Genomic DNA, 19,002 nt, shown 5'->3' on the forward strand with positions numbered 1-19,002 from the left:
TCTTCTTCAAATGGCATTTCATTTGAAACGACCTCAGGGTCACCGCTCTTTATCTAATGCTGAGAAGCATCAACCCAAAAAACATAACGAGTCCTCCTATTTCTAGGTGGGCGTTTTTATGTCTCTAATTTCTATTCAGCACGAGATGTGCTTACTTCATCATATAGCGAACTCAGAGTGAGCTAGGCTTTTCGCCATCAATTAACAGACTTATCCACAATTTATAATGTGTGGATAACTTGGTGGGTAACCTGAATTTACGTACTGTATAAGCCTATAAAAATAAGATCTTTTGTTGTCAGTAACTTTCTTTCTTATAGCTGAATGGTAGTTAAGTGTATGATATGTATGTATTTTATTGTTCAGTCTGTTGGTTTTTATAGCACTTCATTCGATCATTAAGTGACTGTTTTTTGATCCTAATCATTTATTAGCATTGTGATTAACTTTGTGAAGTGTAAGAAAACAAGTAATCTTGCCGTCTTTTTTCCACATTTTCGTTTTTTGGAGCCAGCTCATGGATTTTCAACTGTGGGTAGGCAGGTTTTATGCATCTCTAGGCAGGCCCTTCTGAATGATGCGAATTAGGCGTTGCTGCCTGTTGGTGGCGTTTTTTAACGGTGTTTGAGCTAACTGTTGCGACAACGCCCACTCTATGTGCACGTCTAGTACGTCGCTCAAGCCCTTACGTGAGGATAGCACCTCCACGATCTCTTGAGAAAATGGTGCATTGCCCATAGCCACAGATAAGTTTCTTAACCACTGTAGGTGCCCAATTCGTCGAATCGCTGAGCCTTCCATATTTTTAAGAAAAGTGTTCTCGTCCCACATGAACAACGTGATCAGATCTGCACTCTCTAGTGCCTCGCGGCGATGAAAATCTTTCTGCTGAGTGAGGTCGGAAAATCGATTCCAAGGGCACACGAGTTGGCAGTCGTCACAACCATATATCCTATTGCCCATAGATTTACGAAACTCTTCCGGAATGACTCCGTCATATTCGATAGTCAAATAAGAGATACAGCGTCGTGCATCAACAATGCCATCTGCAACAATGGCGGAAGTTGGGCAAGAAGTTATACAAGCGGAGCATTTACCGCATTCGTTGATACTGGCGGTATCGACTGGCAGAGGAAGATCAATGAGCAACTCGCCAAGGAAAAACCACGAGCCACACTCTTTGTCTAAAATGAGCGAGTGTTTACCTGTCCAGCCAAGCCCCGATTTTTGTGCAAGCGGACGTTCCAAAATGGGGGCTGAATCAACAAAAGGGCGATAGCCAAACTGTCCCACTTCTTGTTCTATCTTCTGCCCCAATTTTTTTAGCTGATTTCGAACCAGTTTATGATAATCACGACCTAATGCGTAACGGCTGATATAAGCTTGAGTCGTATCAGAGAGGTTGGAAGCAAACTGAGCTTCTGGAGGTAAGTAATTCATCCGAGCGCTGATAACCCGAACCGTTCCAGGCAAGAGTTCGCTTGGGCGGGCTCTCATCATACCGTGTCGGGCCATCCAGTCCATGCTGCCATGGTAACCAGCATCAAGCCATTTTTGCAGTTCGGCTTCATGCTCACTTAAGTCGACGTCACAGATGCCTACTTTTTGAAAGCCGAGCTCTTGGCCCCAAAGTTTGATCTTGTCTGCAAGCTCTTGATAGTTCATGCTGGTCGCTCTGATTTATGGGGGGCGGATCTTACCGGATCTCAACACTGGGATCTAGCGATCAGATCTTTAGATTTGTGCGAGAATTTGCGTAATTTGGCGTTTACTTACACAACAAGGCTTGTCTCTCGGATCCTTCCCAGTTTACTATTCTTGTTCTTTTGAGTTTTATATAGTCACTAAGTAGAGATTGATCTTCATGAGCACGAAACAATTTGCCCTAAAAGATGAACAAGAAACCATTCAACTCGGCACCGCTTTAGCTAAAGTTTGCAGCCAGCAAACCACCATTTATCTTCATGGGGACTTAGGCGCGGGTAAAACGACATTCAGCCGTGGTTTCGTTCGAGCGCTGGGCCACGAAGGCAATGTAAAAAGCCCTACTTATACCCTAGTTGAACCTTATCAGCTCGATCAGTGGCAAGTGTATCATTTTGACCTCTACCGCCTTGCTGACCCGGAAGAGTTAGAGTTCATGGGAATCCGTGATTATTTCACTCCAGACGCGATTTGTTTAGTTGAGTGGCCTGAGAAAGGTCAAGGGTTACTTCCTGCAGCAGATTTGGATATAGAAATGCGTTATAACGGTGAGCAGCGTATTGCTGAACTGACTGCAAATAACGATTATGGTTCTCAATTACTTGAGCAGTTGGAGTTATGTTAATCAGTAAATTGTTACGGGCTGTCTTCTTCCCTTGTCTTCTTGCCCTTTCTTTTCTGTCATCAACCGTATTTGCTAACGCGTTAGAAGGGGTACGTGTTTGGCCATCACCTGATGAAACTCGAGTGGTGATTGACTTACAGTCGGAAGCTGAGTTTAGCTACTTTACTCTGAGCAGCCCTGATCGATTAGTGGTCGATCTGAAAAAAACGTCTTTAAGCACTAAATTGCCGATCAATGTGTCGGACAGCCCTGTTCTGAGCAAGATTCGTAAAAGCTCTCCCCCTGAAAAGGGCACGTATCGTTTGGTGTTTGAGCTGAAAAAACGTGTCACACCGAACCTCTTTAAACTAGCGCCTACGCCTGGTGGACAATATGGCCACCGTTTAGTGCTTGATATGCCGCATGGGGCGGGTAAATCCTCAAAACCGGCAACCAGTTCATCTTCTTCAAGCAAGTCTTCAGTAAGTCGCGATGCCTCTCAGCTCGCGGGAAATGCTGAAATTGTAGTCGCCATTGATGCAGGGCATGGTGGCGAAGACCCAGGCTCAATCGGCCCATCTCGTAAATACGAAAAACACGCGACACTGGCGGTAGCGAAAAAGATTGCAGCGCAGATAAATGCTGTGCCGGGTATGAAAGCGGTACTGACTCGTCGCAGTGATTATTTCGTTAACCTTAATAAACGATCGGAAATTGCGCGTAAGAATAAAGCCCATTTACTCGTATCCATTCACGCCGACGGATTCCATACGCCGCAGCCGCGTGGTGGCTCGGTGTTTGTTCTTAATACACGCCGTGCAAATACAGAAATTGCTCGTTGGGTAGAAAATCACGAGCAGCAATCTCAGTTACTAGGTGGTGCAGGGGATCTGCTATCGAAAAACACTAATGATCGCAATGTCAGCCAGACGTTGCTGGATCTACAATTTAGCCATTCACAGAAAGAAGGTTATAAAGTAGCGACGAAAATTTTAGCTCAGATGAAGCGCGCTGGTATCCACCTTCACAAGAAAGAGCCTGTAAATGCTAGCCTTGCGGTGTTGAAGTCACCAGATATACCGTCGGTGCTTGTTGAAACAGGCTTTATTACTAACCCAACGGAAGAGCGTTTACTGTTCCAACGTAGCCACCAAGATAAACTTGCTCGCTCGTTAACTAAAGCCATTGTTCAGTATTTTGAAGCGAACCCGCCAGAGGGTACCTTGTTTGCGAATCGAGGTAAGGCGATCAAGCATAAGGTATCACGCGGCGAGTCTTTGTCAGTGATCGCCAAGAAGTATGGAACCAGCACCAAAGCTATCCAGCAAGCGAATAAGTTGAAGAGTAGCAGTATTGCCATTGGGCAAATATTGACGATTCCAGGTTCCAAGGGTGCCGTTGCCGTTCCGGTTGTCGCTAATCCGGTTGAAACGAAAACCATCACCCACGTAGTTCAAAAGGGAGATTACTTGGGCAAGATTGCTGCACGTTATAAGGTTCCTATTGCCACGATCAAGCGTGAGAATAAGCTAAAATCGGATACCTTAAAGCTAGGCCAAAAACTGAAAATTACCGTCAGCATGAAAGATCAACCATTGCGCAAGCATAAGGTTCAGCGAGGTGAGTTTTTGGGTAAAATTGCTAGCAAATATGATGTGAGTGTTAGTAGCTTGAGAAAAGCGAACAATTTACGTAGCGATCAGTTGGCCGTTGGGCAAGTATTGATTATCCCCAATAAGTAACGTTGATGGATTCGTATGACTATAAAGATCCTACCTGCACGTTTAGCAAACCAAATCGCCGCTGGTGAGGTTGTTGAAAGACCGGCATCTGTGGTGAAGGAGTTGGTCGAGAATAGCTTAGATTCAGGCGCGACCCGTATCGATATCGACATCGAGAAGGGGGGCGCGAAGCTAATTCGAGTCAGAGACAACGGAAAAGGCATTGCTAAAGACGAGTTAGGGTTGGCGTTGAGTCGTCATGCGACATCCAAAATCCATACTCTTGATGATCTTGAGGCTATCATCAGCTTGGGATTTCGTGGTGAAGCACTTGCGAGTATTAGCTCAGTAGCGCGTCTGACGATGACGTCTAGGCCAGCGACGCAAGACCAAGCTTGGTCTGCTTATACGGAAGGGCGCGACATGGAGGTAAAACTCCAACCTACTGCGCATCCAATGGGTACGACGGTCGAGGTACTCGATCTGTTCTTTAATACGCCAGCCCGTCGCAAGTTTCTTCGAACTGAAAAGACGGAATTTACCCATATCGATGAGCTGATCAAGCGCATCGCACTTAGCCGGTTTGATGTGACAATTAATCTTCGCCACAACGGTAAGATGATCAAGCAGTATCGAGCGGCAAAGACAGACATACAGGCTGAGAAGCGTATTGCCGCCGTATGTGGCAGCGCATTTGTTCGCCATATGCTGAAAATTGAGTTAGAGCATCAAGGGTTGAAACTGCATGGCTGGATAACGACTCCTGAAGGGGCTCGTCAACAAAGTGATCTGCAGTATTGCTACGTGAATGGTCGAATGATGCGTGATAAGTTGATTAATCATGCGATTCGACAAAGCTATGAAACCAGCCTTCGCCCAGAGCAGTTCGCCACTTATGTGTTGTTTATCGAAATCGACCCTCATCAAGTCGATGTGAATGTCCATCCAGCAAAACATGAGGTCCGCTTTCATCAAGCGCGTCTTGTGCATGATTTTATTTATCAGGCGCTAAGCGATGCCTTAGCACAGAGTGCTCATATCGATAAACCTGAGCTAACCGCGTCCGCTTTTCATCAGCCGCAACCAGAGAGCCCTGCATCAGCGCCGGAGTCAAAACAAGCTCTGACGTCGCAAGTTCCTGACCAAGTGTACCAAGCTGTAGAAAACACGCCATCTTATCCAGGTAAGGCTGACTATGAAGAGCATCGCTCAGCAGTCAGGGAAGCGAGTCCTCGTAGTGACTGGCATGAATCTCGTCCAGCCCTGAGTAAGACAAAAAGCACCGAACGTTACTCTGAACCAGCACCGAGCAAGCAAGAAGTCAGAGCATATCAAGAGCTTCTTCAAACCCCCGATGTTAGTGAGCCATCAAGGGTTGCGATTGTGCCGCCAACTTCGTCGACTAACGCACCTGCCAGCCTACCCAGTGTTGAAACTTTAGGTAAAGCTATCTGTGTTGTGGAAGGTAACTGCTTGCTGATGGCTGATAAGACTGGGGCACGCTTGGTAAACTTGGCCAAGGCGGAATGGCTGCGTATTAAAGGTCAGTTATCCATTGAGCAAGGCAAACGTAAAAGCCAACCTCTACTGGTACCGTTATCCCTAAAGCTCGAGCCTGAGCTGCTGATTGCGGCTGAGAAGATTGAAAGCATACTCAATGCATTGGGTATTGAGCTGAAGAAACGTGGCCAACAAGCGCTGCTGGTGATGGGCGTTCCGCAGCCGTTACGGCAACAAAATCTACAACAATTGTTGCCAGATCTGCTATCTTACGCCGCTTCGACTATCGCCAGTAACCAAGAACTTACACCTGAACAGTTGACCGAATGGTTGAGTGATCACATCACGCAAGTGAAAAACGACTACACTTTGTCGGAAGCCATTCAAATCATCGCTGACATCGAACAGCTTTGGCAAGGGCAACTCCCTCTGCATGATAATAGGTTTGTAAGAGCCGTTGATTTTTCTGCAACGATTGCAGCATTAGAATTATGATGAACACAGATTTACCTTTAGCTCTGTTTTTAATGGGGCCGACAGCCTCAGGAAAAACTGAGTTAGCCATTCGTTTACGCCAAAAGTACCCGGTAGAGATCATCTCGGTTGACTCTGCTTTGATCTATAAGGATATGGATATAGGTACTGCAAAACCGGATGCGAGAGAGCAGGCATTAGCACCGCATCGATTGATCGATATCCTCGATCCAAGTGAAGCTTATTCAGCAGCAGACTTTCGCCGCGATGCGCTAAAAGAAATGCATCAGATCGTAGAGCAAGGCAAGATCCCACTGTTAGTCGGTGGAACTATGTTGTATTACAAAGCTCTACTAGAGGGATTGTCACCACTTCCTGCTGCAAACCCTGAGATTCGTCAGCAAATTGAACAGGAAGCATTGACTCTCGGTTGGAACGTGCTGCACGATCAACTGAAAGAGATCGATCCCGTGTCAGCAGAGCGAATTCATCCTAATGATCCGCAAAGATTGTCTCGGGCATTGGAAGTTTATCGAATTTCAGGTAAAACTCTTACTGAACTGACTCAAACGAAAGGTGATGCATTGCCATTTCGTGTGAAACAGTTTGCTATAGCTCCCAAGGAAAGGGCTGAACTGCATCGTCGTATTGAACTCCGTTTTGACAAAATGCTGGAGGCCGGATTTGAAGAGGAAATGCGAGCATTATACGCTCGTGATGATCTTCACCCCGATCTTCCTTCCATTCGGTGTGTCGGTTATAGGCAGATGTGGGATTATTTGGATGGGAACTGCACGCTTGATGACGCTATTTTTAAGGGCGTATGTGCAACCCGCCAATTGGCCAAGCGACAAATTACCTGGTTGCGCAGCTGGGATAATTTAACTTGGTTAGATAGTGAGAACATTGACGAGGCGTTGGAAACTGTTTCAAATGCGATAGCAACTGACGGTTTTAGCTGTGTATAATGTGATCGCTTTTGCGTGAATGTACCCTGTAAAGGATCTGTTACTTGAAATTTCGACTTAAAGTCGTCATAACAGGTAATGACAGGGCGTTTTTTTATACGTTTAGCTCAGATTCAAAGGCGGCATCGATTTTTTGCTGCGCACCACTAGCTAAATAACTAAAACAAAATTACAAAATAAGGAAAATAAAAATGGCTAAGGGGCAATCTCTACAAGACCCATTCTTAAATGCATTACGTCGTGAACGTATTCCAGTGTCTATCTACCTTGTAAACGGAATTAAACTGCAAGGTCAGATCGAATCTTTTGACCAATTTGTTATCTTGCTGAAAAACACAGTAAACCAGATGGTTTACAAGCACGCAATTTCAACTGTGGTTCCAGCTCGTCCAGTGAGCCACCACAGTGGTGACCGTCCACAAGGCGGTGAGCGTCAGCAAGAGAAGTCAGAGGACTAATTCTCTGACTCATAACCGAGTATTATTTTTAAGGAGTTGATTGCTTGTTTGACCGTTATGAAGCCGGTGAGCGAGCCGTACTTGTTCATATCAACTTCACGCAAGAAGGGGAGTGGGAAGATCTTAGCGAATTTGAAATGCTGGTTTCTTCTGCTGGGGTTTCTACGTTACAAGTTGTAACAGGAAGTCGCCAGTCACCACACCCCAAATACTATGTCGGAGAGGGTAAAGCGCAAGAAATTGCACAAGCTGTGCAATTAGCGGGTGCTGATATTGTGATTTTCAATCATGCCCTCTCTCCTGCCCAAGAACGTAACCTCGAAGCATTGTGCAAATGCCGCGTATTGGATCGCACAGGTCTTATTCTCGATATCTTTGCCCAACGCGCTCGTACCCACGAAGGTAAGCTGCAAGTCGAACTGGCACAGCTACGTCATATCTCTACTCGACTTATTCGTGGTTGGACTCACCTAGAGAGACAGAAAGGTGGTATTGGTTTACGTGGGCCAGGTGAAACTCAGCTAGAAACTGACCGACGCTTATTGCGTGTACGTATCAAAACGATATTACGCCGTTTAGAAAAAGTGGCTAAACAGCGTGAACAAGGTCGCCGTGCTAGAAGTCGAGCGGAAATCCCAACTATCTCCCTTGTTGGCTATACCAACGCAGGGAAATCAACGTTGTTCAACCGAATTACTGAGGCCGGTGTTTACGCCGCAGACCAATTATTTGCTACTTTGGACCCGACATTACGTAAGATAGATTTATCAGACGTTGGTCCGGCAATTTTGGCTGACACAGTAGGGTTTATTCGTCATTTACCCCACGATCTGGTTGCAGCGTTTAAAGCAACGCTTCAAGAAACGCAAGAAGCTGACATTTTGTTACATGTTGTAGATGCCAGTGACGAGCGTTTTCGTGAGAATATTCAAGCTGTTCATGATGTACTAGCAGAGATCGAAGCGGATGAAATTCCGGCTTTGGTTGTCATGAACAAGATCGATAACCTAGATGGTCAAAACCCGAGAATCGAACGCGATGACGAAGGCATCCCGCAGTCGGTTTGGGTTTCTGCAATGGAAGGCAAAGGTATTGAGCTGCTATTTGATGCGTTGACCGAACGGTTAGCCAGCCAAATGGTTGAGTACCAAATGCGAATTCCGCCACAACATCAAGGCAGACTTCGTAGTACATTCTTCCAAATGAAATGTATTCAACGAGAAGAATATGATCAGGATGGTAACTTGTTGATTGATGTTCGCATGCAACAGGTAGATTGGTCTAGACTTGAAAAAAGAGAAGAGGCAGTTTTACGTGACTTTATAGTTACTTAAATGACTGCTACAGTATAACGTCATATCAAATGATGGAGCTTTCTAATGGCGTGGAATGAGCCTGGTAATAACAACGGCAACAATGGCCGCGATAATGACCCTTGGGGTAACAATAATCGTGGTAACAAAGGTGGCCGTGATCAAGGACCGCCAGACTTAGACGAAGTGTTTAATAAACTGAGTCAGAAACTGGGTGGAAAGTTTGGTGGTAAAGGTGGTAATGGACCGTCAATCGGCGGTGGTGGTAGCGTGCTTGGATTGGGCGTTATTGCTGCGATTGCTGTTGCAGTCTGGTTCTTTGCTGGCTTTTACACCATTGGTGAAGCTGAACGCGGTGTTGTTTTGCGTCTGGGTAAATACGACCGTGTGGTCGATCCAGGTCTAAACTGGCGTCCTCGTTTTATCGACGAGTATGAAGCGGTTAACGTTCAAGCGATTCGCTCGTTACGTTCGTCTGGTCTAATGCTGACCAAAGATGAAAACGTAGTAACAGTATCGATGGATGTTCAGTACCGTGTTGCTGATCCATACAAATACCTATTCCGCGTGACCAACGCAGATGACAGCTTACGTCAAGCGACAGATTCTGCGCTTCGTGCTGTGATTGGTGACTCACTCATGGATAGCATCCTAACCAGTGGTCGTCAGCAAATTCGTCAAAGTACTCAAGAAACTTTGAATGCTATTGTCGACAGCTACGACATGGGTGTCGTGATTGTGGATGTTAACTTCCAATCAGCCCGTCCACCAGAGCAAGTTAAAGACGCATTCGATGATGCTATCGCAGCGCGAGAGGATGAAGAGCGTTTCGAGCGTGAAGCAGAAGCTTACCGAAATGACATTCTTCCTAAAGCGACTGGTCGAGCAGAACGTTTGAAGAAAGAAGCATTGGGTTACTCTGAGCGCGTGGTTAATGAAGCGCTTGGTCAAGTTGCTCAGTTCGAGAAGCTACTTCCAGAGTATCAAGCAGCGCCAGAGGTTACACGTAATCGTCTGTACCTAGATACCATGGAGCAAGTTTACTCAAGTACTTCGAAAGTCCTTATCGACTCTGAATCAAGTGGTAACTTGTTATACCTACCAATCGATAAGTTGGCAGGTGAAGGTCAAACTCAAACCAAACGTAACACGAAGTCTTCTTCGGCTTACGATCAAATCGAGCTAGAGACTCAAGCAAATGACACTACTTCAGACTCGCAATCTCGTACAACTGGTTCACGTCAAGGGAGATATTAAGAATGCGTAAGTTAATGATCCCTGTTTTGGTACTGGCAGCCATCCTATTGCTGATGTCTGTATTTGTTATCAAAGAAGGCGAGCGTGGCCTAGTAATTCGATTTGGCCGTGTCTTAGATGACAATGGCGTTTCACGAATCTACGAGCCGGGCCTGCATTTCAAGATGCCGTTGTTTGACCGTGTGAAAACGTTAGATGCACGTATTCAAACGATGGATGGCCGTTCTGACCGTTTCGTAACGTCAGAGAAAAAAGACGTTATCATTGATACCTATGTTAAATGGCGTATCGAAGACTTTGGTCGTTTTTACCTGACAACTGGCGGTGGTAACGTACTGACAGCTGAAGCGTTACTCGAGCGTAAAGTGACAGACGTGTTGCGTTCTGAAATCGGTGCTCGTGAAATCAAGCAGATCGTTTCTGGTCCGCGCAACAAAGATGTGCTGCCTGATAGCGCTGATAGTGAAGAAGTAACGACCGAAGCTGCGCTTGAAGCGTTAGAAATCGACGGTGAGCGTGACAAGATCATGGAGAATGTTCTAACTGGTACACGCGATAGTGCAATGGCTGACTTGGGTGTTGAAGTGGTTGATTTCCGTATGAAGAAAATCAACTTACCTGATGAGATCAGTGAGTCTATCTATCGTCGTATGAGAGCTGAGCGTGAGTCTGTTGCTCGTCGTCACCGCTCTCAAGGTCGTGAGAGAGCAGAAGTTATTCGTGCACAAGCAGAGCTAGAAGTGGCTACAGTGCTTGCTGAAGCGGATAAAACGGCTCGAGTTACTCGCGGTGAAGCAGATGCAGAAGCAGCTAAGATTTACTCTGATGCTTACAACAAAGACCCAGAGTTCTTTGGCTTCATGCGCTCTCTTAAAGCTTATGAGAAATCATTCAGCAACAAGAGCGATATCCTAGTATTGGATCCGAAGAGCGACTTCTTCCAATACATGAATAATGCCGCTGGCGCAGAAGCTAAGTAACGCTGTAAAGATATAATAAAGGCTCCTAAGGGAGCCTTTATTTTTTGTCTAGTATAAGGTGATTTATGTCGAACTCATTATGGCTCGCACTCGGGCTAGTTCTTATTGTCGAAGGGTTAGGCCCGCTTATCGCGCCTAATGGTTGGCGCAATATGGTCGCTCAGCTTAGCCAACAGCCGGATAACCAGTTACGCCGAATAGGAGGCTGTTTGGTGGTTGCTGGCGTTGTCATTGCCTATGTATTTGGCTAAGGCTCGCTTTATTAAGGCTAGTAGTGAGGAGGTGGAGGCTCATTAGCAGGATTCTCTATATTTGAGGTGTCCATGTTTTTCACTTTCCCCACCACATATTTCATCTGGTCCTGCATTTTTGAGATCAACAATTGCTGCTGACTAAGCGCATCGTTTAATTCTTCAATAGTTTGCTCTTGGAATGCTAATTGACATTCTAAGTCATTTACACGGCGTTCTAACTGTTCAACTGTTTTGTCTGTCATCACTTACAGGTCTTGCTGTTAGTAGTCTACATCCCAGGCTTGAGCGATTCCCGCCGAAGTTCCCGAAATGACACGATTCTGATTATCAAAGGCTGCATCATACACCACTGCGCGTGGAGGGCGAGCATCTTTTAGAGGCTCCACTTCAAAACCATCTACTCGTTTACCACTGTGAATGTCCCAAACCATCAAGCGTCCTGACGGTGTGCCAGTTGCTAGGTATTGGCCGTCATCGGAAAATCGTGCGCTGGAAAAAATCAATTGGCGAGAGAAGCTGCTCAGCTGAGATAGCGCTTCGCCATTGCTCAAGTCCCAAACAATTGCTTGGTTTCCACCATCCGAGGTGAAAGCGTATTTGCCATCTCTTTGTAGGGCGACGCGATTAATCCGTTGCTCATGCTCAAAAGTACGCAATATCTGTCCGGTCTCGGTATCCCAAAGATAGGCCCGGTAATCGTTACCACCAGAAAGGGCAAATCGACCGTTGGGAGATAAAGCGACAGAATTGACTTTTTCATTATGAGCGAGGAACTCTAGGCGTCGTCCGGTGACTAAATTGACGTAAATCGCTTTGCCATTGGAGAGCCCGAGTAGCACTTGGTCTCCATTACTCGCGATGTCGACATCCCGTATTAGACCATCAGAGATCGACCATAGACCTTCTGCTTGAGTCCATGCCAGATCCCAAACAGCAAAATTAATCTGAGTAGCGGTCACGGCGAAACGGCCATTATCGGAAATGCGAATTCTGGAAACGGTACTTGCGTCAGGATCCTGCTCACCTAATGATGCGAGTTTTTGGTTCTCTGTGAGGTCCCAAAGTACGAGTTGATGTTCTTTAGAGTAAAGTAGAGCGAAGCGTGCATCACGACTCAATGCGAAGCTGGTGGTGCCTTGTAATTCGATTTCCCAACGTTGAGCATCTTGGCTGGAGAAAAAACATCCATTTAACGTTGAGATGACAATAGTAATAAGTAGAGTGTTAAAAATTATTCGCATCAAGTCCAATTATCCACTTGGTTTACGTTTATTTCAGACGCATATTGGTTATATTGGTACAACATGCGAGTGCGCACCAGTCTTTCTTAAAGATTTGTGCACAAAGACAAAAGTCTCAATTGGAGAGTTCAATGAAATCAATTTTTAAAGTGTCACTGCTTGCTGCAACTGTTGCGCTAGCTGCTGGCTGTCAAAAAGAAGAAGAGCCAAAAACAGAAACTGCACCAGCGGCAGTTGAGCAAGTACAAGCAGAAACTGGTAAAGCGGTTCACTTTAAAACCGAAGACGACAAAGCGGCATACGCAATTGGTGTTTCTTTCGCAAATTACCTAAGCACTAGCTTAGATAAGCCAAGTGAGATTGGTATCACTTTAAACAAGGATCTTGTTCTAAAAGGTATTGAGCACGTTTTCGCAGGTAACCCAGAGCTAAACGAAGAAGAAACTCGCGCAGCACTTGAATCTCTAGATAAGCGCGTTGCAGAAACGATGCAAAAGCAAGCCGCTGAGAAAGCAGCAGCAGCAAAAGCTGACGGTGATAAATTCCGAGCTGAATTCGAGAAGCAGGAAGGTGTAGTCAAAACAGATTCAGGCCTGCTGTATCAGGTAATGACTCCTGCGGAAGGTGAACAGCCAAAAGATACTGACACTGTTCAAGTTCACTATAAAGGTACGTTGATCGACGGTACTCAATTTGATAGTTCATACGATCGTGGCGAGCCTGCAACATTCCCACTTAACCGCGTCATTCCAGGTTGGACTGAAGGTGTGCAACTTATGCCTGTTGGCTCTAAGTTCAAGTTTGTTATTCCACCTGAGTTAGCTTACGGTGAGCAAGATACGCCGACGATTCCAGCGAATTCAACACTAGTGTTTGAAGTGGAACTACTGAAAATCGATAACGGTGAAGAAGCTGCGCAGTAAGCGCCGCTCTCATTAGAATCCATAAAGGCCTAGCGTTGCGCTAGGCCTTTTTGTCTTTATTGATGCAAATAATTTGTTCTAAATCACTAGATAGTGGCTTAGCTAGATGTTCTCTTCAAAATTTCTGATAAACTTACACCAATTTGTTGATTTTTCGCTCGAAGGCTTAAAAAGTGACAACTACAGAAACAGTAAATACGGATATGTTGCTCGAAATGGAATCTGTCAATGTGATGCCATTTAGTGAGCACGACAAAATTATACTTCGATCATATGAAGCGGTTGTTGATGGCATTGCCAGCCTAATCGGGCCGTTTTGTGAAATCGTTCTGCATTCATTAGAAGATCTGAACACATCGGCGATAAAGATTGCCAATGGCGAAAACACTGGGCGTCAAGTGGGCTCTCCTATCACTGATCTCGCACTTAAGATGCTGCGTGATATTGAAGGGTCTGAGCGTAACTTCTCTCGCTCTTATTTCACGCGCGCTAAAGGTGGCGTGTTGATGAAGTCGATTACGGTTGCGATTCGCAATGGTGAAAACCGAGTGATTGGTTTGCTTTGTATCAACGTCAACCTCGATGCCCCATTCTCTCAAGTATTGCAGTCGTTTATGCCGACGGAAGAAGCAAAGCAAGCGGCATCATCGGTGAATTTTGCCAGTGATGTTGAGGAGCTGGTGGATCAAACGGTAGAACGGACGATAGAAGAGATCAATGCAGACAAGTCGGTGTCCAATAACACCAAGAACCGTCAGATTGTGATGGAGCTGTATGACAAAGGTATCTTTGATATCAAAGATGCAATCAATCGCGTTGCGGATCGACTCAATATTTCAAAGCACACTGTTTACTTGTACATTCGTCAACGTAAAACAGAGGATGACGAGAGTTGAACAAACTGACCTATACCTTAGTTGTTAATGGTTCAGTATACGGCAGCCAATCTGCTCGTAACGCTTATCAGTTTGCAAAGGCATTGATTGCACAAGGGCACTCGTTGGTCAGTGTGTTCTTTTATCAAGATGGCGTGAGTAACGGTAGCGCACTGACTGTGCCGGCTAACGATGAGTTTGACTTAGTTAGCGCATGGCAGCTGCTTAGTCAGCAACATGATGTTCGTCTTGAAACTTGCGTGGCTGCTGCCCTGCGACGAGGCATTGTCAGCGAAGAAGAAGCCACTCAGCATGGCCTGAGTCAAAGCAATCTCGCGGAAGGGTTCGAACAAGCTGGACTAGGTAGTTTGGCAGAAGCCATGTTAGTGCAAGACAGGGTCGTACAGTTTTGAGTCAGTTAACCTATATATTTCGTAGTGCACCTCATAGTACCTCAGCAGGCCGTGAAGGTGTTGATGCACTTCTCGCTGCTTCAGCGTACTGCGAAGACATCAGCGTGCTATTTGTCGGCGATGGGGTGTATCAATTGTTACTTGGTCAGCAGAGCGAGGCGATATTGAGTAAAGACTATTCGCTCATGATGAAATTATTCGACTTGTATGACATAGACCAAGTGTTTGTATGTCGAACCTCTCTGGAAGAGCGTGGGTTAGCACAGGCGGATCTGGTCATCGATGCTCAGGCGGTGTCAACGACCGAACTCAGTGACAAGCTGCACGCTAGTGGTAAAGTACTCACATTCTAGGTTTATTATGCTTCATATTGTAAAAACAATTTCAGCTCTCGAAGATGTTATGCGTGTCTTACGAGACGGAGATAGCCTGTTGCTCGTCGAACAGGCCGTGTTTGCCGCAAACCCTCAGCATAAAGCTTATCGTCAGATTCAAGGGGTCGAAATCTCTGTGTTAACGGCAGACGCAAAAGCACGTGCAATCGACAATCGCATCAGTCCTAGTGTGACATTCGTGGACTTTGCCGGTTTTGTAGAACTTACCGAAAAACACGCAAATTCGACGACCTGGGAGTAATCGTTTTTCATCACTTCGTTTGTGTCGTTCAACGTTTACAGACTTATCCCTCGAGTTGAACAAAAAAGATCCGTATATTTCTTGACACACCTCTCACTGCTGAATAGAATTTTGCGTCCCTAACTGCCACTGGTAGCTAGGGATAGATTTTTCACAAAGCTTACTTTTATGTAAATCAGGAGCTAGTTAATGGCAACTATTAACCAGTTGGTACGTAAGCCACGTGCAAAGCAAGTTGTTAAAAGCAACGTGCCTGCACTAGAAGCGTGCCCACAAAAACGTGGTGTATGTACTCGTGTTTACACTACTACACCTAAAAAACCTAACTCGGCACTACGTAAAGTTTGTCGTGTACGTCTAACAAACGGTTTCGAAGTAACTTCGTACATCGGTGGTGAAGGTCACAACCTTCAAGAGCACTCAGTTGTTCTAATCCGTGGCGGTCGTGTTAAAGACCTTCCGGGTGTACGTTACCACACAGTACGTGGTGCACTTGACTGTGCTGGCGTAAATGACCGTAAACAAGGTCGTTCTAAGTACGGTGTGAAGCGTCCTAAGTCTTAATCGTCTTTTCTTTTAAAGAGAAGCGTTAAGTAAGGCCAAACACTAAAATTAAATTTTAATTTTTGAAGAAACTGAAAAGTTTTGGATAACCTGAAGAATAAGACAACGGAGAAATTCCATGCCACGTCGTCGCGTCATCGGTCAGCGTAAGATCCTTCCAGATCCAAAGTTCAAATCTGAACTGCTGGCAAAATTCGTTAACATCCTAATGGTTGACGGTAAGAAATCTACTGCAGAGAAAATTGTTTACACTGCACTAGATGCAATGGCTGAGAAATCTGGTAAAGATCACTTAGCTGTATTTGAAGAAGCTCTTGAAAATGTTCGCCCAGCGGTAGAGGTTAAATCTCGCCGTGTAGGTGGTTCAACTTACCAAGTACCTGTAGAAGTACGTCCGGTTCGCCGTAACGCACTTGCTATGCGTTGGTTGGTTGAAGCTGCGCGTAAGCGTGGTGAAAAATCTATGGCTCAACGCCTAGCAGCTGAAATGCTAGACGCGTCTGAGAACAAAGGTACTGCGGTTAAGAAACGTGAAGACGTTCACCGCATGGCTGACGCAAACAAAGCGTTCGCACATTACCGTTGGTAATACCTTTCAGTGCCGCGATATCCTTCGCGGCGCTACTCTAGTTCCTATGCGCAAGCCTAGGAACTATTGCTATATCTAGGGGTAAGGAAAATTGCCTAGAGCAGTCCTAAAATCACTTAGAGATAGCAATAGTCCCTAATTCAAGAGGATTCAATCGTGGCTCGTAAAACACCTATTGAGCGCTACCGCAATATTGGTATCGTCGCTCACGTAGACGCAGGTAAAACAACCACAAGTGAACGTATTCTGTTCTACACTGGTCTTTCTCATAAAATCGGTGAAGTTCACGATGGCGCTGCTACCATGGACTGGATGGAGCAGGAGCAAGAGCGTGGTATCACAATCACCTCAGCTGCAACTACAACTTTCTGGCGTGGTATGGAAGCGCAATTCCAAGACCACCGCATCAACATCATCGATACTCCTGGACACGTTGATTTCACGATCGAAGTAGAGCGCTCACTGCGCGTACTTGATGGTGCTGTTGTTGTGTTCTGTGGCTCATCAGGTGTTGAACCTCAATCTGAGACTGTATGGCGTCAAGCAGACAAATACCAAGTTCCTCGCATGGTATTTGTAAACAAGATGGACCGTGCTGGTGCAGATTTCCTTCGTGTTGTTGATCAAATTAAAAATCGTCTTGGTGCGAACCCGGTTCCAATCCAGCTAAACGTTGGTGCAGAAGATGACTTCAAGGGTGTTATCGACCTGATCAAGATGAAAATGATCAACTGGAACGAGGCCGATCAAGGCACGACGTTCACTTACGAAGATATCCCTGCAGACATGCTAGAAGTAGCAGAAGAGTGGCGCAACAATCTTGTTGAGTCAGCTGCAGAAGCGACTGAAGAGTTGATGGATAAGTACCTTGAAGAAGGTGAACTGACTGAAGCTGAAATCAAACAAGCTCTACGTACTCGCACACTAAACAACGAAATCGTTCTTGCCACATGTGGTAGTGCGTTCAAAAACAAAGGTGTTCAAGCAGTACTGGATGCAGTTGTAGAGTACTTGCCTTCACCAGTTGATGTACCCGCTATCAAAGGTGTTGACGACAACGACAATGAAGTTGAGCGTCATGCTGATGATAACGAACCATTTGCGGCTCTGGCATTTAAGATCGCAACAGACCCGTTTGTAGGTACGTTGACCTTTATGCGTGTTTACTCTGGCGTCGTAAACTCTGGTGATGCAGTTTACAACTCAGTTAAGCAGAAGAAAGAGCGTTTTGGTCGTATTGTACAGATGCACTCAAACAAGCGTGATGAAATTAAAGAAGTTCGCGCGGGTGATATTGCAGCAGCAATCGGCTTAAAAGACGTAACAACGGGTGATACGCTTTGTGATGCTAACCACAAGGTTATTCTTGAGCGTATGGAATTCCCTGATCCGGTTATTCAGATCGCAGTGGAGCCTCGCTCTGTTGCTGATCAAGAAAAAATGGGTATTGCACTAGGTAAACTAGCGGCAGAAGACCCATCTTTCCGCGTCGAAACCGACGACGAAACAGGTCAGACTCTGATCTCTGGTATGGGTGAGCTACACCTAGATATCATCGTTGATCGTATGAAGCGTGAATTCAGCGTTGACTGTAACGTAGGTAAACCACAGGTTGCGTACCGTGAAACTATCCGTGGCAACGCGGAAGTGGAAGGTAAATTTGTACGTCAATCTGGTGGTCGTGGTCAGTACGGTCACGTATGGATCAAACTGGAGCCATCTGAACCTGGCGAAGGTTTTGTCTTTGTTGACGAAATTGTGGGTGGTGTGGTTCCTAAGGAATACATCAACTCGGTATCGAAAGGTATCGAAGAGCAAATGAACAGTGGTGTTCTAGCGGGTTACCCGGTTCTAGATATCAAAGCAACGCTGTTTGATGGTTCTTACCACGATGTTGACTCTAACGAGATGGCGTTTAAAATCGCTGGCTCGATGGCATTCAAGAAAGGTGCACTAGAAGCGCAACCTGTACTTCTTGAGCCTATGATGAATGTTGAAGTAACAACACCTGAAGATTGGATGGGTGATGTTGTTGGTGACCTTAACCGTCGCCGCGGCATGATCGAAGGTATGGATGAAGGTGTGGCCGGTATTAAGATCGTCCGTGCTCAAGTACCTCTATCTGAGATGTTTGGTTACGCAACAGACTTACGTTCTGCAACTCAAGGCCGTGCGTCTTACTCTATGGAGTTTAACGAGTACGCTGAAGTACCGAAAAACTTCGCAGAGAAAATCATTGCAGACCGAGGTTACTAAACAAATCGTCTTGATCGAGAAAAAAGTCGAGCTTTTTTTAAAGATCAATACGTCCAAATATTGCGCTGACCGACGTTGGCGCATAAAATAGCAAATTCTGGCGCGTCGTGATCAATAACGTTCGCGGCGAATCATAACTAGGAAGGAACACGATCGTGTCTAAAGAAAAATTTGAACGTACTAAACCGCACGTTAACGTTGGTACTATCGGCCACGTTGACCACGGTAAAACAACTCTAACTGCTGCAATCTGTACTACTCTTTCAAAAGTG

The 19,002-nt window shown here is 45.6% G+C and carries 21 protein-coding genes; 18 read left to right on the forward strand and 3 right to left on the reverse strand.

Going from position 1 to position 19,002, the window contains the following annotated elements; all coding sequences use genetic code 11:
* Window positions 1-546: 546 nt before the first annotated feature.
* Window positions 547-1,665, reverse strand: a complete 1,119-nt coding sequence (gene queG / locus RH45_RS06700) for a tRNA epoxyqueuosine(34) reductase QueG (RefSeq protein WP_008075256.1) — start codon at window positions 1,663-1,665, stop codon at window positions 547-549.
* Between the two features lie 199 nt (window positions 1,666-1,864).
* On the opposite strand from queG, the gene tsaE reads away from it, so the two are divergent.
* The 9 genes from tsaE to RH45_RS06745 all read left to right on the forward strand — a co-directional run bounded on the left by tsaE (window position 1,865) and on the right by RH45_RS06745 (window position 11,230).
* Window positions 1,865-2,329 carry a tRNA (adenosine(37)-N6)-threonylcarbamoyltransferase complex ATPase subunit type 1 TsaE gene (tsaE, locus tag RH45_RS06705; RefSeq protein WP_008075258.1) on the forward strand — a complete coding sequence of 155 codons (465 nt, stop codon included), beginning with the start codon at window positions 1,865-1,867 and terminating at the stop codon, window positions 2,327-2,329.
* Entirely contained in the window at window positions 2,323-4,050 is a 1,728-nt protein-coding gene (locus RH45_RS06710; RefSeq protein WP_008075260.1) for a LysM peptidoglycan-binding domain-containing protein, read from the forward strand. The genes tsaE and RH45_RS06710 overlap by 7 nt, the downstream gene beginning before the upstream one ends.
* A gap of 15 nt (window positions 4,051-4,065) precedes the next feature.
* The gene (gene mutL, locus RH45_RS06715; protein ID WP_008075262.1) at window positions 4,066-6,024 is read left to right on the forward strand and encodes a DNA mismatch repair endonuclease MutL; all 1,959 of its coding nucleotides are present in this window, start codon (window positions 4,066-4,068) and stop codon (window positions 6,022-6,024) included.
* The gene (miaA, locus tag RH45_RS06720; RefSeq protein ID WP_008075265.1) at window positions 6,024-6,971 is read left to right on the forward strand and encodes a tRNA (adenosine(37)-N6)-dimethylallyltransferase MiaA; all 948 of its coding nucleotides are present in this window, start codon (window positions 6,024-6,026) and stop codon (window positions 6,969-6,971) included. Before mutL ends, miaA begins: the two co-directional genes overlap by 1 nt.
* A 191-nt stretch (window positions 6,972-7,162) precedes the next feature.
* On the forward strand, window positions 7,163-7,429 hold the full coding sequence (gene hfq, locus RH45_RS06725; RefSeq protein ID WP_005476744.1) for an RNA chaperone Hfq: 267 nt from the start codon (window positions 7,163-7,165) through the stop codon (window positions 7,427-7,429).
* Between the two features lie 44 nt (window positions 7,430-7,473).
* Window positions 7,474-8,763: a ribosome rescue GTPase HflX gene (hflX, locus tag RH45_RS06730; protein WP_008075269.1), complete on the forward strand. Its 1,290-nt coding sequence runs from the start codon at window positions 7,474-7,476 to the stop codon at window positions 8,761-8,763.
* 45 nt (window positions 8,764-8,808) lie between these two features.
* Entirely contained in the window at window positions 8,809-9,999 is a 1,191-nt protein-coding gene (gene hflK, locus RH45_RS06735) for an FtsH protease activity modulator HflK (RefSeq protein WP_008075271.1), read from the forward strand.
* Between the two features lie 2 nt (window positions 10,000-10,001).
* Window positions 10,002-10,979, forward strand: a complete 978-nt coding sequence (hflC, locus tag RH45_RS06740; protein WP_008075273.1) for a protease modulator HflC — start codon at window positions 10,002-10,004, stop codon at window positions 10,977-10,979.
* 65 nt (window positions 10,980-11,044) lie between these two features.
* The gene (locus RH45_RS06745; protein WP_008075274.1) at window positions 11,045-11,230 is read left to right on the forward strand and encodes a DUF2065 domain-containing protein; all 186 of its coding nucleotides are present in this window, start codon (window positions 11,045-11,047) and stop codon (window positions 11,228-11,230) included.
* A gap of 17 nt (window positions 11,231-11,247) precedes the next feature.
* On the opposite strand, the gene RH45_RS06750 is transcribed toward RH45_RS06745, so the two are convergent.
* Both RH45_RS06750 and RH45_RS06755 read right to left on the reverse strand, forming a co-directional pair.
* Window positions 11,248-11,475 carry a SlyX family protein gene (locus RH45_RS06750; RefSeq protein WP_008075276.1) on the reverse strand — a complete coding sequence of 76 codons (228 nt, stop codon included), beginning with the start codon at window positions 11,473-11,475 and terminating at the stop codon, window positions 11,248-11,250.
* Window positions 11,476-11,493: 18 nt separating this feature from the next.
* Window positions 11,494-12,474, reverse strand: a complete 981-nt coding sequence (locus RH45_RS06755; RefSeq protein ID WP_008075278.1) for a WD40 repeat domain-containing protein — start codon at window positions 12,472-12,474, stop codon at window positions 11,494-11,496.
* A gap of 131 nt (window positions 12,475-12,605) precedes the next feature.
* Here RH45_RS06755 and fkpA point away from each other — a divergent pair, with 131 nt between their 5' ends.
* The 9 genes from fkpA to RH45_RS22845 form a co-directional block, all read left to right on the forward strand.
* Window positions 12,606-13,397: an FKBP-type peptidyl-prolyl cis-trans isomerase gene (gene fkpA, locus RH45_RS06760; RefSeq protein WP_008075280.1), complete on the forward strand. Its 792-nt coding sequence runs from the start codon at window positions 12,606-12,608 to the stop codon at window positions 13,395-13,397.
* A gap of 173 nt (window positions 13,398-13,570) precedes the next feature.
* Complete coding sequence (locus tag RH45_RS06765; protein WP_008075289.1) at window positions 13,571-14,293, forward strand: helix-turn-helix transcriptional regulator; 723 nt, start codon at window positions 13,571-13,573, stop codon at window positions 14,291-14,293.
* Window positions 14,290-14,685 (forward strand): sulfurtransferase complex subunit TusD, encoded by a 396-nt coding sequence (gene tusD / locus RH45_RS06770; protein WP_008075298.1) that lies wholly within the window; start codon window positions 14,290-14,292, stop codon window positions 14,683-14,685. The genes RH45_RS06765 and tusD overlap by 4 nt, the downstream gene beginning before the upstream one ends.
* Complete coding sequence (gene tusC, locus RH45_RS06775) at window positions 14,682-15,038, forward strand: sulfurtransferase complex subunit TusC (RefSeq protein ID WP_008075300.1); 357 nt, start codon at window positions 14,682-14,684, stop codon at window positions 15,036-15,038. The genes tusD and tusC overlap by 4 nt, the downstream gene beginning before the upstream one ends.
* 7 nt (window positions 15,039-15,045) lie before the next feature.
* A complete protein-coding gene (gene tusB / locus RH45_RS06780) occupies window positions 15,046-15,321 on the forward strand; it encodes a sulfurtransferase complex subunit TusB (protein ID WP_008075303.1) in 276 nt (91 codons plus the stop codon).
* Window positions 15,322-15,510: 189 nt separating this feature from the next.
* Complete coding sequence (gene rpsL / locus RH45_RS06785) at window positions 15,511-15,885, forward strand: 30S ribosomal protein S12 (RefSeq protein WP_004399892.1); 375 nt, start codon at window positions 15,511-15,513, stop codon at window positions 15,883-15,885.
* Window positions 15,886-16,003: 118 nt separating this feature from the next.
* On the forward strand, window positions 16,004-16,474 hold the full coding sequence (gene rpsG, locus RH45_RS06790) for a 30S ribosomal protein S7 (RefSeq protein WP_004415829.1): 471 nt from the start codon (window positions 16,004-16,006) through the stop codon (window positions 16,472-16,474).
* Window positions 16,475-16,630: 156 nt separating this feature from the next.
* Window positions 16,631-18,730 carry an elongation factor G gene (gene fusA / locus RH45_RS06795; RefSeq protein WP_008075341.1) on the forward strand — a complete coding sequence of 700 codons (2,100 nt, stop codon included), beginning with the start codon at window positions 16,631-16,633 and terminating at the stop codon, window positions 18,728-18,730.
* A 155-nt stretch (window positions 18,731-18,885) separates the two neighbouring features.
* Window positions 18,886-19,002 (forward strand): GTP-binding protein (locus RH45_RS22845; protein ID WP_004743179.1); only part of this gene is annotated, 117 nt, incomplete at its 3' end.

This window comes from Vibrio sinaloensis DSM 21326, from assembly GCF_000189275.1.
Taxonomy (GTDB): Bacteria; Pseudomonadota; Gammaproteobacteria; order Enterobacterales; family Vibrionaceae; genus Vibrio; species Vibrio sinaloensis.